Here is a 15,077-nt window from a genome sequence, read left to right on the forward strand (position 1 = left end):
TACGGGAGGGGCGTGAATATCAAAGCATGTTTGCATGAGGCGCTGGGGCACCCCATGCAACACGTAATTGGGACATAGCCTTTTTTATGGGTAACGAAACGATGAAAGGGTTATTGATCGCTGATAACGATGGCAACCCGGCGGTTGGCGGCCCGGCCCTCTCTGGTCTTGTTATCCGCCAGCGGCATGGTATCGCCACGGCCATGGATCTCCAGATTGGCTGGCTTCATGCCGACCGAGACCAGCACATCGGCCACCGACTGGGCCCGCTTCAGGGAAAGCTGCTGGTTGTAGCTGCTCTCGCCGGTATCATCGGTGTGGCCATCCACCCGCGCCTTGTCCAGCCCTACGCCAAGCAGTGTTTTACCCAGTTTTTCAACGGATTGGCGAGTCTGGGGATTGAGCGCCCCCACGTTGTTGGCAAACAGCACCCGGTTGGCCAGATCCAGCGTCCACCCCTCATCGGTCAGATAAAAGCCCTGCTCCTTGAGCACGGCGATTTGCTCCGGGGTCAACCCCTTGGGCGCGCTCTGGCAACCGGCCAGCAGCGACAACATCAACCCCAGCAGGGTCACTTTCAACAGGTGGGTGATCTTCATGGTTTGCTCCTTGTTTATGTTGTTATTCTTGCCAGTCAGGTGATGGTTTGCTGTTCGCTGCGGCGCGCCCGTTTTGCGAGATACATGGCTGCATCGGCCTGATCACACAGCACGCTGGCACTCATGCCAGCCTGATAGACGGCAAAGCCGACACTCACCCCGGCCACCAGCTGACGACCGTCACGCAGCGCCACCGGTTCGCTCATCGCCTGCTGGATGCGGCCAATCACCTCTTCCACCTCATGCTGTCGCTGGAGTGGACCAACCCGCACCGCAAACTCGTCACCACCGAGGCGAAACACCAGATCATCCGGACGCAGCTGATGTTGCACCCGTCTTGAGAGCGCGATCAGCACATCGTCACCGGCGTTGTGCCCCAGCGTGTCATTAATTTGCTTGAAGCGATCGCAGTCGAGATAGAGCAGCGCGAACCCCTCTTGCTCGCCGAGGGAGATGGCCTGCGCGAGCCGCGCTTCAAACAGGGCGCGATTGGGCAGTCCGGTGAGGGCATCGTGGGTCGCCTGATGGAGCAGGCTGGCATTTTCGCGGGCCTGCTGGGCCTGCCAGGCTTGCAGCTCGTCCAGCAGGGAGTTGAAGTCATCCCCCAGCTCGTTAATCTCGACGATATCGGCCGGTGGTGCCCGCATCCCCAGGGTGCGCTGTCGGCGTACCGAGTGGGCGACAAGTGCCAGTTTGCGCAGCGGTGCGGTGATGGAGACCTGCATCCGGTCAGCCACATAGAGTGCCACCAGTGCGCTCACTACCAGACAGACCACCATCGCCAGCAGCGCCGAGAGCAAAAACAACAACAGGTATTCACCGTGGCCGCGCAGCTCGATGGTGGCGATCTGCTCACCACCCCGCAGCATGGGGAGTTTGACAGGCCCCGGCATCAGCAGTTGGGCCAGATAGTCTTCGAGCGTCACCAGCGGGTTACTTCTGGGGCGCTCCCAACTGGCGAGCAGCTGGCCATTGGTCAGCACGATAGTGGCTTCGGCCACCTCTTCCTTGGCAACGATGCCGCTAAGTGCCTCGCTCGCCGCCTCCTCATCGTGGAACACCACCGCCGCCTCGGCGCTGTAGCTGATGGCGCGGGCTACCAGCTCCAGATTGTGGTCGGCGTAAAAACGCACCACCAGCAAGGCCACAAGGGTAAAAAAAAGCCCCGCCACGCTGACAGCTGTGATGGCGGCCACCAGATGGGTTCGCCCCAGGCTCTGACGCAGAGTCAGACGGCGGGGAGCCGCGCTCACCTGTCGTCTCATGGGACCCCCTGGTCGGCATGGGCCAGCTTGAGCACGGCGGGATGCACCCGCACGCCGCTCAGGGCCAGGGCATCGAGGTTCACTTTAAACCGCACCCGCTCGCTCTGCGGCGAGGCCTGCAGACAGAACACCGAACTGGTGGAACAGTCGTGGTTGTATTCGCTGATGCTGAGCACTGGGTGTCCCTGCAGGCGGGCAAACAACGCAAGCCGGGTCGGTTCGTCGAGCACCCCCAGATAGAGCACATCACACTGGCTGCTGATGGCCGGATCGCTCGCCTCGTAACGATTGACCTGAACGGTGCGACCATTGGCCTGACGATCGATGGTAAAGAGGGCGCCAGCATATTCGGTCGGCGCCGCCACGCACATGCGCAGCACCGCAGGTTCGGTGGGCCAGCGGGTATAGCTCAGAATATCGAGCACCAGCTCCCTGACCGCCATCGCCCGGCTCTCCGCTGCCGTTTCCGCCTGCGCGCGGGGCAACAGCAGCCCGAACGCCACCAGCAGGAGCGTCAGACGAGCAAGGGGACGGGGGAAAACGCGTAACAGCATGATCAGAACGTGGCCGCCTTGACAACACCGCAGCAGTGGCACTGCGGTTAGGGTAGATGAACTCTGATAGTAAGGTGGCTGACGCAGCTCTGACAACTCTCCCCTGCCCTCGTTTTCGGGCGCAGAGTCAATAAACGCAAGAGCCCGTCTGGTGACGGGCTCTGTGGTGGCAGGCATCCAGCGCGAGCTCATTTCTTGCTGATGCCATATTCCCGCAGCTTGTTGGCGATGGCGGTATGCGACACGCCCAGGCGCTTGGCCAGCTGGCGCGTTGACGGGAAGGCGGGATAGAGCCGGGCCAGCAACTGACTCTCGAAGCGCTTCACCGCATCGTCCAGATCCCCTTCGAACCACTCGTCGATGAGCGGCGCGGTGTCGGCCGCCACCGGCAGATCGATCTGCTCCGGCCCCAGCTCATCCCCTTCCAGCAGGGTCATGGCGCGGTAGAGACAGTTGCGCAGTTGGCGCACGTTGCCCGGCCAGCGGTAGGCGGTCAGATAGTCGGCCATGTTGCGGGTAAAGCGCGGACGGGGTCGCTGCAACTCGCTGGCAAAGCGGGAGACAAACTGCTGGGCCAGCACCATGATGTCTGCCTTGCGCTCGCGCAGGGGGGGCAGCGCCAGACTGAGCACGTTGAGACGATAGTAGAGATCCTCGCGGAAGGTTCCTTCGTGCACCAGATCCAGCAACTGCTTCTGGGTGGTGCAGATGAAACGCACGTTGACCTTCACCTCCTGCTCGTCACCGACCCGGCGGAACACCCCATCCTGCAGCACCCGTAAAAACTTGGTCTGCAGATGGGGAGACATATCGCCGATCTCGTCCAGCATCAGGGTGCCGCCGCTCGCCAGCTCCAGCACGCCGCGCTTGCCCTCGGTGTTGTTGCCAAAGGCGCCGGGGGCATAACCAAACAGCTCGCTCTCGGCCACGTTATCGGGCATGGCGGCGCAGTTGAGGGCCATAAAGGGGTGGCTGGAGCGCAGGCTGGCACCGTGACAAGCGCGGGCCAGCAGCTCCTTGCCGGTGCCGGTCTCACCGACAATCAGCAGCGGCGCGTCCTGCATCGCCAGTTTGCGCGCTTGCGACAGCACCTCTTTCATCTTGGGGCTCTCGGCCTGCAGATGCTCGAAGCCTCCCACTTCCACCGCATGAAGCGCGCTGAAGTGCAGGCCGACCCGACGGGCAGATTTGAGCACCACCACGGCCCCGGCCAGCGCCTGCTTGCCGCGGGCTTCTGCCACGAACAGCGGCATCAGATCTGCCAGATACTCTTCGCCATTGAAACTTAGCTTGCAGGTCTGCGGCTTGATCTCGCTCGCCTCCAGCCAGCGGGTAAAGGAAAAACCCTTGACCAGCGAACCGAGCGCCACGCCGCGCACCTCTTCCACCGGCAAGCCGAGGGTGGTGAGGGCCGACTGGTTGGCCTGGGTCACCTTGCCCTTGCTGTCGAGAGAGAAAACCAGATCCGGCAGCGCCTTGAGCAGCGCCTCGATTTCGTGGTGCTCTCGCTCGGAAGGCATGTAAGGGATGGTCTTGACGTCGTAGACGCCGGGAATGCGGCGGATCTCCGGCATCAAATGCTGAAAATCACTGAACTCCAGCTCGGGAAAGTTGAGATAGATGATGCCTGAGGTATCGATTTCGATGCCGCGCAGATCGATATTGTGCTCCACCAGGCGGTCGAGCAGTTCCCGGGTCAGGCCCAGGCGGTCTTCACAGCTGACTTCAAGACGCATTCGGGACACACTTCCTAGCTAACTCTATGAATGAGCGGATAATACAGTCTCGATCCCCCCAGTGCGAGCGCCAGCCCATAAAAATGCGGGCCTGCCCCGCTTTCGCGGGCAGGCCCGGGTCAACCGATGACGCTGATGTGTGGTGCGATTACCGGAGCAACTGATCGGTACGCGCCGCCATGATGAAGTCGTTGCGATGTAAACCGCCAATCTTGTGCGTCCACCAGCTGACGGTCACCTTACCCCACTCGGTCAGGATGGCGGGATGGTGAAACTCCGCCTCCGCCAGCTCCCCCAGACGGTTGGTAAAAGCCAGTGCCTCCTTGAAGTTGCGAAACGTAAATTCCCGCCGCAGTTGCAGCGCCCCCTCCTCCACCAGCGGCTGCCAGTCGGGAATAAGCTGCATCAGCTCGCGCAGCTCCTCATCGCTCACCTTGGGGGCATCGGCGCGACACGCTTCACACTGCTGGCTGGCCAGTTCGGACATGAGTTACTCCTGCTTGAATCAATGAAAAATTAATGAAAATGAAATAGGCTTGTTTGCTTTTGGTCAGCTCGCCTGTTTGCCAGCGGGAACCTCAAAGCGCGGCGGATAGAGGCCAAGCCGACTGGCCTCGGCCAGAGCAGCCATGATCTCCTCCCCGGTCAGCTGGTAGAGATGATCGAGACTCGGCAGCACAAAATAGGTGGGCTGCATGATGTCGATGCGATACGGGGTGCGCAGCACAGTCAGTAGATCGAAGGGTTGCAGCAGCGGTTTGCCACAGAGGGCATAGGCGGTCTCGCCGATGGAGGAGAGAATGCCGCCACCGTAGATACGCAGCCCGTCAGGTGTCGCCAGCAGACCAAACTCCACGGTGAACCAGTAAAGCCGCGCCAGAAAAACCCGCTGCTCCTTGCTCGCCTGTTGCCCCAACTGACCGTAGAGGTGGGTAAAGTGGGCAAATGCCGGATTGGTCAGCATGGCGCAGTGGCCGAAGATCTCGTGAAAGATATCGGGCTCTTGCAGGTAGTCGAGCTCGTCCCGGCTCCGGATAAAGGTCGCCACCGGAAACTGGCGATTGGCCAGCAGGGCGAAGAAGCGATCGAACGAGATAAGCGCAGGCACCGCCGCCACCGACCAGCCGGTCGCAGGCTGCAAGACGGCGTTGATCTCAGCCAGCTGAGGGATGCGATCACGGGGCAGCCCCAGCCTGTCGAGACCGGCCAGATACTCGTTACACCCCTTGCCATCGAGGGCGGCGAACTGACGTTCGATCAGGACCTGCCATGTGCCGTGCTCTTCGTTGCTGTAGTGGATCACCCCGTCAGCATCCGGCTGGTGGGCGGTGTAGAAGGTTGCCATCGCGGTTCCATCCTCTGGCGCCACATCAGGCGCCTTGCCGTTTCATCACGGTTTCACTGTAACGAAATGGCAACAAAAAAAGCAGCCGACCAATGAGTCGGCTGCCTGAAATAGTTGTAAATAAATTATGACAAGCAGCTAACCAATCCCCACTACAGCTTGACCATGATATGGCGCGGCACTGTGTAATCCTCCAGCGCATAGAGGGAGAGATCCTTGCCGTAGCCCGACATCTTCATGCCGCCGTGGGGCATCTCGGAGGTGAGCATGAAGTGGGTATTGATCCAGGTGCAGCCATATTGCAGGTGGCTAGCCACCTTGCTGGCGAGGCTCAGATCTTTGGTCCAGACCGACGAGGCGAGGCCATAGTCCGAGTCGTTGGCCCACTGCACCACCTGCTCGGCATCGTTGAAACGGGTCACCGACACCACGGGGCCAAACACCTCGCGCCGCACGATCTCATCCTCCTGACGGGCCCCGACAATCAGGGTCGGCTCGAAGAAGAAGCCGTTGCCTGGACGGATCTTGCCCCCCGCCGTCACCTCCACATGACCGCTGCTCTGAGCCCGCTCGACAAAGCTGGCGACCCGGTTGCGCTGTCTGTCCGAGATGAGCGGCCCCATCTCGACCCCCTCCTCGTACTGGCTGCCCACCTTGATGGAGGCCACCGCATCGGTCATGGCGGCGACAAACTTGTCATAGATCTTGCCCTGGGCATAGATACGGCAGGCAGCGGTACAATCCTGGCCGGCATTGTAGAAACCGAAGGTGCGAATGCCCGCCACCACCGCCTCCAGATCCGCATCGTCGAAGATGATGACCGGCGCCTTGCCCCCCAGCTCAAGGTGGGTGCGCTTCATGGTGCGGGCGGCGCTCTGCAGGATCTTCTGGCCGGTGGCGATATCGCCGGTGAGCGACACCATCCGCACCAGCGGGTGCTCCACCAGCGGCGCCCCCACGCTCTCACCTCGCCCGCAGATGACGTTGATGACACCACGGGGGAAGATCTCGCTGGCCAGCTCGGCAAGGCGCAGCGCGGTGAGCGGGGTCTGCTCGGAGGGTTTGAGCACCACCGTATTGCCCGCCGCCAGCACCGGCGCCATCTTCCAGGCCGCCATCATCAGCGGGTAGTTCCAGGGGGCGATACTGCCCACAACACCTATGGGGTCACGGCGGATCATGCTGGTGTGCCCCTCGAGATACTCCCCCGCCAGCGGCCCTTGCAGGCAGCGGGCCGCCCCGGCAAAGAAGCGGAAGCAGTCCACCACCGCGGGCAGCTCATCATTGAGCACCGCCAGATAAGGTTTGCCGCAGTTGAGGGATTCCAGCGCCGCAAACTCCTCGGCGTGGCGCTCGACGAGATCCGCCAGACGCAGCAGCAGGTTGCTGCGCTGGGCAGGGGTAGTGCGGCTCCACTGAGCGAAGGCGCGCTGGGCACCATTCACTGCCCGGTTCACCTGTTCGAACGAGGCTTCCGGCACGGCGGCGATCTGCTCGCCATTGGCCGGGTTGAGAATGGGTTCGGCCTGCCCCTCGCCGGTCACAAACTGGCCATCAATCAAGAGTTGGGTAGAGAGTTTCATGGTTGCATCCTTGCGCACGCGTTGAGTCATCATTTGCCACTGCCAGCGACATCGTGGGTGTCGCGAGTGAGGTAGTAGGCAAGCAAAATAGGGATAGTGGTGAAAGCCACTATGATGAGGGCCACCACGTTGGTGACCGGCCTGTCACGGGGACGGATCAGCTCCTGATACATCCAGATGGGCAGCGTGGTCTGCTGGCCCGCCGTGAAGGTGGTGACGATCACTTCGTCAAAGCTCAGGGCAAAGGCCAGCATGCCCCCCGCCAGCAGCGCCGTGGCCAAATTAGGCATAATCACGTAGCGCAAGGTCTGGAAGCCGTCGGCCCCGAGATCCATCGACGCCTCGATGAGGCTCTGGTTGGTGCGGCGAAAACGGGCCAGCGCATTGTTGTAGACCACCACCACACAGAAGGTGGCGTGGCCGATAACGATGGTCCAAAAGCTGAACGGGATCTCCATCAGACCGTAGGCCGAGCGCAGCGCGATACCGGTGACGATACCGGGCAGCGCGATGGGCAGCACCAGCAGGAGCGACACCACCTCCTGACCGAAGAAGCGGCTGCGGGCAATGGCCCCTGCCGCCAAGGTGCCGAGGATCATGGCTGCCAGCGTCGCCAGCCCCGCGACCTCCAGTGACAGCTGGATGGCACGCCACACATCGGGACGATTGAGGGTCACCTCGAACCACTTTAGGGTGAGTCCGGGGGGCGGAAACTGGTAACTCTTGCTCTCGCTGGTGAAGGCGTAGAGGAAGATAAACAGAATGGGAAAGTGCAGGAACAAGAGCCCACCGATGGCGGCGTACTTGAGCAGGCCCGAAGGGCGCTCTCCCTGACTGATCACTGAGCTAGCTGACATGACGGCCTCCTTGCTGCCGGTTCAAAGCGATAGAGTCAAAGCGCATCAAAGGCTCCTAACCGTTTCGCAATCGCCAGATAGATGGCGATGATAAGGATTGGCACCAGCGAGAAGGCGGCGGCAAAGGGCAAGTTGCCCGCCGTTCCCTGCTGCATGTAGACCACCTGACCGATATACATGGTCGAGTTGCCGATGATGCCGGGGATGATGTAATCACCGAGGGTCAGCGAGAAGGTGAAAATGGAGCCCGCCACCACACCGGGCAACGCCAGCGGCAGGATCAGGTTGCGAAAGGTCTGGGCAGGTGTCGCCCCCAGATCGCTGCTCGCCTCCAGCAGGGATCGCGGAATACGCTCCACCGCCGCCTGAATGGGCAGGATCATGAAGGGCAGCCAGACATAGACGAACACGATAAAGGTGCCGAGCCGCGAGAAGGATAGCGACGGGCCACCTATCACCGGCAGGGAGAGGATGGCATCGAGCAGCCACTCCAGCCCCATGCTGTCGGCCAGCCAGCTCACCACCCCCTCCTTGGCCAAAATCAGCTTCCAGGCGTAGACCCGCACCAGATAGCTGGACCAGAGCGGCAGCATGATCCCCACATAGAACAGCGCCCGGGTCTTGCCACTGGTGTAGCGCGCCATGTAGTAGGCAACCGGAAAACCGAGCAGGGCGCAGGCCAGGGTCACCAGCAGCGACATGCCGACGGTGCGGCCGATCACATCCAGATTCTCCGGCCTTAGCAGGGCGACGAAGTTTTGTAGCCCCAGCTCGTGGCGCACCTGACCGCTGAACTCGTCCAGCCCGAACAGGGAGTTGGAGAGCAGCATCAGCAAGGAGCCGACATAGATGATGCCGAGCCACAGCAGCGGCGGCCCCAGCAGGATCGCCAGCAGCAGGCCGGGTCGGCCATAGAGCAGGGTGGAGAGACGGCGCAGCGGCCTGAAACGGGCAGGGTCGGGCTGATGGTTCATGGCAAGACTCGCACTGTGAGGGGCACTCATGGCTGCGCCCCTTGATGAGTGGCGCTCAGGCGATGGATGGCCTGCTCCGGCCAGCTCAGGCTGACCTGGGTACCACGGCTCAGGCGGGCCTGCCCCTCATTGGGGTGGTTGACGATGATCTCGATCTGCTCCCCGAGGCTGACCCGATAACGGACGAAGGGGCCCAGATACTCCACCTCGCGGATCTCCCCCGACCAGCCTGGTGTGCCCGCCTCACCGAGCCGGATCCGCTCCGGACGCACCATCATCTGGCTGCCGTCACCGCACAACCGTCTGGCCTGCTCCCCTTCGAACAGATTGACAGTGCCGACAAAGCGGGCCACAAACGGCGTCGCCGGAGCGTCGTAGATGGTATCGGGGGCGGCTATCTGCTCAATCTTGCCCTGACTGAAGATGCAGATCCGGTCGCTCATGGAGAGCGCCTCCTGCTGATCGTGAGTGACGAAGATAAATGTGATGCCCAGCTGACGTTGCAACGCCTTGAGCTCAAGCTGCATCTGCTCGCGCAGTTTGAGATCGAGGGCCCCCAGCGGCTCATCCAGCAGCAGGATGCGTGGCTGGTTGATAAGCGCCCGGGCGATGGCGATGCGCTGGCGCTGGCCGCCGGAGAGCTGGCTTGGGCGGCGCTTGCCGACCCCGGGCAGTCGCACCAGCTCCAGCATCTCGTCCACCTTGCGGTAGCGCTCTGCCTTGGCCACCCCCTTGAGCATCAGGCCATAGCCGATGTTGTCGCGCACATCCATGTTGGGAAACAGGGCATAGTCCTGAAACACTGTATTGAGGTTGCGATCATAGGGCGGCACGGTGGAGCAGGGTTCGCCAAACAGGCGGATCTCCCCCTCGCTCGGGTACTCGAAGCCCGCGATCATCCGCAGGCAGGTGGTCTTGCCGGAACCGCTCGGCCCCAGCAGGGTAAAGAATTCCCCTGAGGGGATCTGGAAAGAGATGTCATCGACCGCCTTCACCTCGCCATAGTGGCGGCTGACCCGGTCAAATTGTACGGCGTTCATGGGGCATCCTTGTCTGTGCTGGGATGGGCCGGACTCCTGTCCGGCCCGCTTGATTATCCGGTTTGGGCAGTTGTGCAGAGGAGCTGCAGCTCACCCCGGCTTAGCGACCACCCAGGATGGCGATATAGTCGGAAACCCAGCGGTAATAGGGCACACAGGTTCCCTGGCTCTTGCACTGGGAGACCGGGGTGCGCCAGAAACGAACCCGATCGAAGTTGTCGATACCGTTGGTCTTGCACCCGGTCGGGCCAAGCAGGGCATTGCCCTCACAGGCGGCGGGCACCACAGGCACCGAGCCAAACCAGGCGGCGAGATCCCCCTGCAACTTGTTGCTCAGGGAGTATTCCAACCACTTGTAGGCACAGGTCAGGTTCTTGGCATCGCTGTGCACCATGCTGGTATCGGCCCAACCGGTCACGCCCTCTTTAGGCACAGTGGTGGCAATGGGCTGCTTGTCGGCGATCAGGGTATTGGCCTGGAACGGCCAGGAGCCTGACGCGACCACCCCTTCGTTCTTGAAGTCATCGATCTGGACGAAGGCATCATGCCAGTAGCGTCCCACCAGCTGACGCTGCTTGCGCAGTAGATCGAGGGAGGCCTTGTACTGATCCTCGTTCAGCTCGTAAGGATCCTTGATGCCCAGCGCGGGCTGATGGGTCATCAGATAGAGGGCGGCATCGGCGATGTGGATCGGGCCGTCAAAGGCCTGTACCCGTCCCTTGTTGGACTTGCCATCCGCCAGAGTCTGCTCCTCGAACACCACGTTCCAGGAGTCCGGCGCCTTGGGGAACACCTTGGTGTTGTACATCAGGATATTGCCGCCCCACTGGTAGGGCACGCCGTAGTGCTTACCATCCACCGTATGCCAGGGGGCATTTTGCAGCCGGGGATCAATCTTGCTGTAACTCGGGATGAGCGCCAGATTGAGCGCCTGCACCTTGCCACCGGCAATCAGACGCAGACTGGCATCGCCGGAGGCGGTCACCAGATCGAAGCCCCCCTCGTTCATCAGCGCCACCATCTCGTCCGAGGTGGCCGCCGTCTTGACGTTCACCTTGCAGCCGGTTTCTTTCTCGAATCCGGTCACCCAGTCGTAGTTCTTGTCGGTCTCGCCACGCTCAACGTAGCCAGCCCAGGCCACGATATTGAGCTGGCCTTCACCCTTGCCGAGCTCGGTCGGGGCAGCCTGGGTCTGGCCTGCCAGCAGCGCCGGAACAAGAGCCAGCATCAGAGGGGTCAATTTCATCATGCACTCCTTGCATTGTGTTGACTTGCATCAGGTGAAGGAACGCCACCATGGGCGTTAACATCCTGTTAACCAGCAATGAGCTTAGGGGAGTGGCAATACGATGAATATTTCAATTTTTGGTGGCTCAGGTATCAGCTAAATCGATATCGAGTGCAGATGAATCTGATTTTTGGTGGCTACCCCGCAAGAGATGGCTAGCGAGGGAGCGCCTGACGGGCCCGCAACCGGCTCTGATCCCGCGCAATATCGATAAATTCCCGCGCCGTCCAATCCAGCCGAGAACCACGGCGCCACACCAGCCCGATATCGATGGCGGGAATGGGCTCCTTGATGGGGCGCGCCTCGACCCGCTCCTGCTCCAGCGACCAAGGGCGATAGGCAAAATCGGGCAACAGGGCGACCCCGAGCTGGCTGGCGACCAGACTACGCACCGCCTCCACCGACGCGGTGCGCAGCACGATACGGGGGGCGATGCCGTAACGGCGCAGGCCGCCACCGATGATCTGATCGAGCTGATCGGCGGTCAGCGAGATCATCGGCTCCTCCCCCAGCGCGGTGAGCGAGAGGGTCGATTCGACGCAGAGCGGGTGGTTGGCGGCCAGCCAGAGCCGCAGCGGCGAGCGGGTCAGCAGCTCGGTATCGAACGCCTCTTGCCGGATGGTACGGTTGGTCATCAGGATCCCCACATCCACCTCGCCGTTGACGATCTGGTGCTCCAGAAAAGGCTGTTCATCCTCCTTCACCTCGATCTGTACCGCCGGAAAGGCGCGGCGAAAGCGGCCAAGCGCCTCTGAGAGGTAGTAACCCGCCACCAAGGTGGTCACGCCGATGGTGAGTCGCCCCTGATCCTGCTGGGCCACCGCTTTGAGGGAGTGGCTCGCCTCGGTCATGGCGCCGAGAATACGGCGGGCGTGGAGCAAAAACTGGTGGCCCTGAGTGGTGAGGGTGACGCCACGCGGGTTGCGCTCGAACAGGGGAGCGCCCAGCTCGGTTTCCAGCTCGCGAATGGCGCTGGTCACCGCCGACTGGGAGATATGAAGCTCGGCGGCGGCGCGGCTCACTGAGAAGCTGTCGGCCACGGCCACAAAATAACGGATCTGGCGAAAGGTAAAGTTCATCGGGCATCCTTGCCGATTGGTACGATGAGTGTGATTGGTAAGATTGACTGCCAGCTTAACCGTAAACGGGCGCCTCGCCAAAGTCGGGCACCATGCTGCCAACGCAATGATCTGCCGATTAAAACCATGCCCCTGCGGCTTGGCGAGCACGACAGGGGCATGGGTCATCGCAGCAAGGTGCAGATAGGGCTATCAGGATTTGTTGAGATACCCCGCCAGCTGACCCACCAGCCGCTTGCGCAGCTCGCCGAGTTTCGGTTTCTCGTCCGCACACCAGGGCAGCGGACGGCACGCTTCGATGGTGCGCAGGCCAAGGCGAGCGGTAAGCAGCCCGGCCCCCACCCCTTGCGCCGCGCGGGCAGAGAGCTTGGCGGCAAACTCGGCGCCCAGCAAGTCCATCCCCACCTCGGTCACCAGCTCGGTGGCACCGGCGTAGAGCATGTTGCGAAACACCTGACGGATGAGGCGTATGCGACTCCAGTAGCCAAGCTCGATGGCGTAGACATCGGCGATATCCTCGATCATCCGCAGGTTGCGCCACAGCATCAGCATCATGTCGACGGTAGCGAGCGGACTCAGCGCCACCAGCACAGCGGCCTCCCCCGACCATTTAGCCACCCGCGCCTGGGCCAGCTTGTCGCGCTCGGCGAGCACCAGCTGGCTATAGAGGGTCAGCACTTCCCGATCGCTGTGGCTCTCGTCGAGCTGGGCCAGCCAGGTTTGATACCCCTCGCGCCCCTTGTCGCCACTTTTGACCGCCAACCCTTCGCAAAAGGCCTGCCCCTGCCCGACTCCCTGATGAGCAAGCAGATCTTCTGCTCGCGAGCGCACATCCTGACGCCGCTTGAGGGTGCGCAGCCGCAGCCACTCGCGCCCCACCACGCTGGCGGTCCCCGCCGCCACCAGCGCCGAGGCCGCCAGCCAAGCGCTGCCCCAGAGCGGGGTGGTGAGGAATTGATCGTAAAGAAAGGCGCCATACTGGCCCAACGAGAGCAGACCGACTGCCCCAAGCCCCCAGGCCAGCAGCCGATGGCGGCGGCGCGGTTTGATGACGAGGGCGCTCTCCACCTCGGTGAACTCGTCCAGCTCATCTAGACGCTCGAAACTCGCCTCCTCCAGCCGCTGGGCTGGTGCGGGCGGTCGCTCGTCACTGGCCACCGTCATGGCAGGCTCAAGGATCACCTTGCCCTGCAGTGGTGGCCGCTCTTTTATCTGATCGTTCATCGCATTGTTCTCCTGTGCGCAACCTTCGGCTCAGGTGCCAAGACCGCACACCGTTATTCGAGGTGATCCCCGAGCAGAAACTCCAGCGCCGCATCGAGCCGGATATGGGGCAACGCCTGATGGGCGCTCATGGGCATGGGGCGAAACGCCTGAAAATCAAAGCCCTGACTGTTCCACCACTGCACAGGCGGAATATGGGGAGGCACCTCCCCGGGGAATAGCAGCAGCGGCTCACCGTTCAGGCTGGTGCCACGGATGGCGGGGAACTCGCGGCCATTGGCCACCCCCTTGCCCACTTCCGTCGCCTTGATGGCGGCGAGCGCCAGACACTCGGTAGTGATCCCCTCAAAACGGGCCTGGCCGCGGCCACTGCGCACCAGATGCTGCAGCAGTGAGACCATGGGCGCATGCTGCTCGGGGGTGACGTGATCGGCCTTGCTCGCCACAAACAGCAGTTTGTCGATACGGGGCGAGAAGAGCCGCCGCCACCAGTTGCTCTTGCCGTAGGCAAAGCTCTCCATGATGCGGGCGATGGCCTGCTGCATGTCACCAAAGCTGGCCGCCCCTGCGTTGAGGGGCTGCAGGCAGTCCACCAGCACGATCTGGCGATCAAAGCCGGCAAAGTGCTGCTCATAAAAACCCTGCACCAGATGCTGTTTGTACTGCTCGAAGCGCTGCTTGAGAGTGGCGTAGAGGGTGCCATCGGCGGGCTCTCCGGCGGGCATCTCCCACACCCAAGGCACAAATTGCAGCATGGGGGCACCGGCATACTCCCCCGGCAAGACGAAACGGCCGGGTTGGATCAGATGCAGCCCCAGCTCCTGTTTACAGGCGTGCAGATAGGCGGTGTAGCGCTCGGCCAGCTCAGCCACCGGCCGCTCTTCGAAGCGCTGCTCAGCCTGCCACCCGGGTGTCAGCCAGCTGGCGGCAAGTGCCTGCAGCTCTGGGCGACGAAGCTGCTCGCGTACCTGTTCGCTCCACTGCTCGTAGCTCATCTCAAGGAGCGGCAAGTCGAGCAGCCACTCCCCGGGGTAATCCACCAGATCCACGTAGAGGGTGGAGATCTCCCCCAGATGCTTGCGCAGGGGGTGGCGGGTGCGATAGCGAATTTCGAGGCGCACCTCGGCCACGCCGCGGGTGGGCTCGGGCCAGGCCGGTGTCTCGCCAAACAGGGAGTCGAGGCCGCGCTCGTAGGCAAAGGTGGGGATGTGGGCATTTTGCTGTGGCACCCGGCGGGCACCGAGGATGCGCCCCTGACGCAGGGCATCCCACAACGGCAAACGGCCGTCGATGGCCGCGTGTTCCAGCTGGTTGACCAGCGCCGTGATAAAGGCGGTTTTGCCGCTGCGAGAAAGGCCGGTCACCGCCAGCCGAATATGGCGATCCCGCACCCGGTTCACCACGTCGTTCGCCTTGTGTTGCAGGCGAGTCAACTTCTGTTCCAGTTTATTGAGTATCAAGGCTTGACCCGTTCTCCCTTGGTGGTTGCATCCGGCGTGCTCAGCCGTGCGAGAGGTCGACCGCTTATCCACG

Annotated in this window: 14 protein-coding genes; all 14 read right to left on the minus strand. The window is 62.2% G+C overall.

Annotation, left to right across the window (positions count from 1 at the left end; translation table 11 throughout):
• Positions 1–110: 110 nt before the first annotated feature.
• Positions 111–599, minus strand: a complete 489-nt coding sequence (gene yfiB / locus ACW5W8_RS16220; protein WP_498628762.1) for an outer membrane lipoprotein YfiB — start codon at positions 597–599, stop codon at positions 111–113.
• A 35-nt stretch (positions 600–634) separates the two neighbouring features.
• Complete coding sequence (gene dgcN / locus ACW5W8_RS16225; RefSeq protein ID WP_498628764.1) at positions 635–1,864, minus strand: diguanylate cyclase DgcN/YfiN; 1,230 nt, start codon at positions 1,862–1,864, stop codon at positions 635–637.
• Positions 1,861–2,418 carry a regulatory sequestration protein YfiR gene (yfiR, locus tag ACW5W8_RS16230; protein ID WP_498628766.1) on the minus strand — a complete coding sequence of 186 codons (558 nt, stop codon included), beginning with the start codon at positions 2,416–2,418 and terminating at the stop codon, positions 1,861–1,863. Before yfiR ends, dgcN begins: the two co-directional genes overlap by 4 nt.
• A gap of 188 nt (positions 2,419–2,606) precedes the next feature.
• Positions 2,607–4,154: a transcriptional regulator TyrR gene (gene tyrR / locus ACW5W8_RS16235; RefSeq protein ID WP_058051631.1), complete on the minus strand. Its 1,548-nt coding sequence runs from the start codon at positions 4,152–4,154 to the stop codon at positions 2,607–2,609.
• Positions 4,155–4,302: 148 nt separating this feature from the next.
• Complete coding sequence (locus tag ACW5W8_RS16240; protein WP_042052889.1) at positions 4,303–4,641, minus strand: 4a-hydroxytetrahydrobiopterin dehydratase; 339 nt, start codon at positions 4,639–4,641, stop codon at positions 4,303–4,305.
• Between the two features lie 63 nt (positions 4,642–4,704).
• Positions 4,705–5,499: a phenylalanine 4-monooxygenase gene (gene phhA / locus ACW5W8_RS16245; protein ID WP_498628769.1), complete on the minus strand. Its 795-nt coding sequence runs from the start codon at positions 5,497–5,499 to the stop codon at positions 4,705–4,707.
• A 152-nt stretch (positions 5,500–5,651) separates the two neighbouring features.
• Positions 5,652–7,082, minus strand: a complete 1,431-nt coding sequence (locus tag ACW5W8_RS16250) for a gamma-aminobutyraldehyde dehydrogenase (RefSeq protein WP_019444919.1) — start codon at positions 7,080–7,082, stop codon at positions 5,652–5,654.
• 29 nt (positions 7,083–7,111) lie between these two features.
• Positions 7,112–7,939 (minus strand): ABC transporter permease, encoded by an 828-nt coding sequence (locus ACW5W8_RS16255; protein ID WP_498628771.1) that lies wholly within the window; start codon positions 7,937–7,939, stop codon positions 7,112–7,114.
• A gap of 35 nt (positions 7,940–7,974) precedes the next feature.
• Positions 7,975–8,943: an ABC transporter permease gene (locus ACW5W8_RS16260; protein WP_042083340.1), complete on the minus strand. Its 969-nt coding sequence runs from the start codon at positions 8,941–8,943 to the stop codon at positions 7,975–7,977.
• Entirely contained in the window at positions 8,940–9,953 is a 1,014-nt protein-coding gene (locus ACW5W8_RS16265) for an ABC transporter ATP-binding protein (RefSeq protein ID WP_498628773.1), read from the minus strand. The genes ACW5W8_RS16260 and ACW5W8_RS16265 overlap by 4 nt, the downstream gene beginning before the upstream one ends.
• 100 nt (positions 9,954–10,053) lie before the next feature.
• Entirely contained in the window at positions 10,054–11,199 is a 1,146-nt protein-coding gene (locus tag ACW5W8_RS16270; RefSeq protein WP_498628809.1) for an ABC transporter substrate-binding protein, read from the minus strand.
• 197 nt (positions 11,200–11,396) lie between these two features.
• Positions 11,397–12,320 carry a LysR family transcriptional regulator gene (locus ACW5W8_RS16275; RefSeq protein ID WP_498628775.1) on the minus strand — a complete coding sequence of 308 codons (924 nt, stop codon included), beginning with the start codon at positions 12,318–12,320 and terminating at the stop codon, positions 11,397–11,399.
• A gap of 192 nt (positions 12,321–12,512) precedes the next feature.
• Entirely contained in the window at positions 12,513–13,544 is a 1,032-nt protein-coding gene (locus ACW5W8_RS16280) for a YcjF family protein (protein WP_498628777.1), read from the minus strand.
• 53 nt (positions 13,545–13,597) lie between these two features.
• The gene (locus tag ACW5W8_RS16285; RefSeq protein WP_498628779.1) at positions 13,598–15,004 is read right to left on the minus strand and encodes a YcjX family GTP-binding protein; all 1,407 of its coding nucleotides are present in this window, start codon (positions 15,002–15,004) and stop codon (positions 13,598–13,600) included.
• Positions 15,005–15,077: the final 73 nt, after the last annotated feature.

This window comes from Aeromonas aquatilis, from assembly GCF_054052405.1.

What these genes read in the sequence shown, in the direction of transcription:
- yfiB (WP_498628762.1), bottom strand. Translation starts at nt 599, where the DNA reads ATGAAGATCACCCACCTGTTGAAAGTGACCCTGCTGGGGTTGATGTTG.
- dgcN (WP_498628764.1), bottom strand. Translation starts at nt 1,864, where the DNA reads ATGAGACGACAGGTGAGCGCGGCTCCCCGCCGTCTGACTCTGCGTCAG.
- yfiR (WP_498628766.1), bottom strand. Translation starts at nt 2,418, where the DNA reads ATGCTGTTACGCGTTTTCCCCCGTCCCCTTGCTCGTCTGACGCTCCTG.
- tyrR (WP_058051631.1), bottom strand. Translation starts at nt 4,154, where the DNA reads ATGCGTCTTGAAGTCAGCTGTGAAGACCGCCTGGGCCTGACCCGGGAA.
- ACW5W8_RS16240 (WP_042052889.1), bottom strand. Translation starts at nt 4,641, where the DNA reads ATGTCCGAACTGGCCAGCCAGCAGTGTGAAGCGTGTCGCGCCGATGCC.
- phhA (WP_498628769.1), bottom strand. Translation starts at nt 5,499, where the DNA reads ATGGCAACCTTCTACACCGCCCACCAGCCGGATGCTGACGGGGTGATC.
- ACW5W8_RS16250 (WP_019444919.1), bottom strand. Translation starts at nt 7,082, where the DNA reads ATGAAACTCTCTACCCAACTCTTGATTGATGGCCAGTTTGTGACCGGC.
- ACW5W8_RS16255 (WP_498628771.1), bottom strand. Translation starts at nt 7,939, where the DNA reads ATGTCAGCTAGCTCAGTGATCAGTCAGGGAGAGCGCCCTTCGGGCCTG.
- ACW5W8_RS16260 (WP_042083340.1), bottom strand. Translation starts at nt 8,943, where the DNA reads ATGAGTGCCCCTCACAGTGCGAGTCTTGCCATGAACCATCAGCCCGAC.
- ACW5W8_RS16265 (WP_498628773.1), bottom strand. Translation starts at nt 9,953, where the DNA reads ATGAACGCCGTACAATTTGACCGGGTCAGCCGCCACTATGGCGAGGTG.
- ACW5W8_RS16270 (WP_498628809.1), bottom strand. Translation starts at nt 11,199, where the DNA reads ATGAAATTGACCCCTCTGATGCTGGCTCTTGTTCCGGCGCTGCTGGCA.
- ACW5W8_RS16275 (WP_498628775.1), bottom strand. Translation starts at nt 12,320, where the DNA reads ATGAACTTTACCTTTCGCCAGATCCGTTATTTTGTGGCCGTGGCCGAC.
- ACW5W8_RS16280 (WP_498628777.1), bottom strand. Translation starts at nt 13,544, where the DNA reads ATGAACGATCAGATAAAAGAGCGGCCACCACTGCAGGGCAAGGTGATC.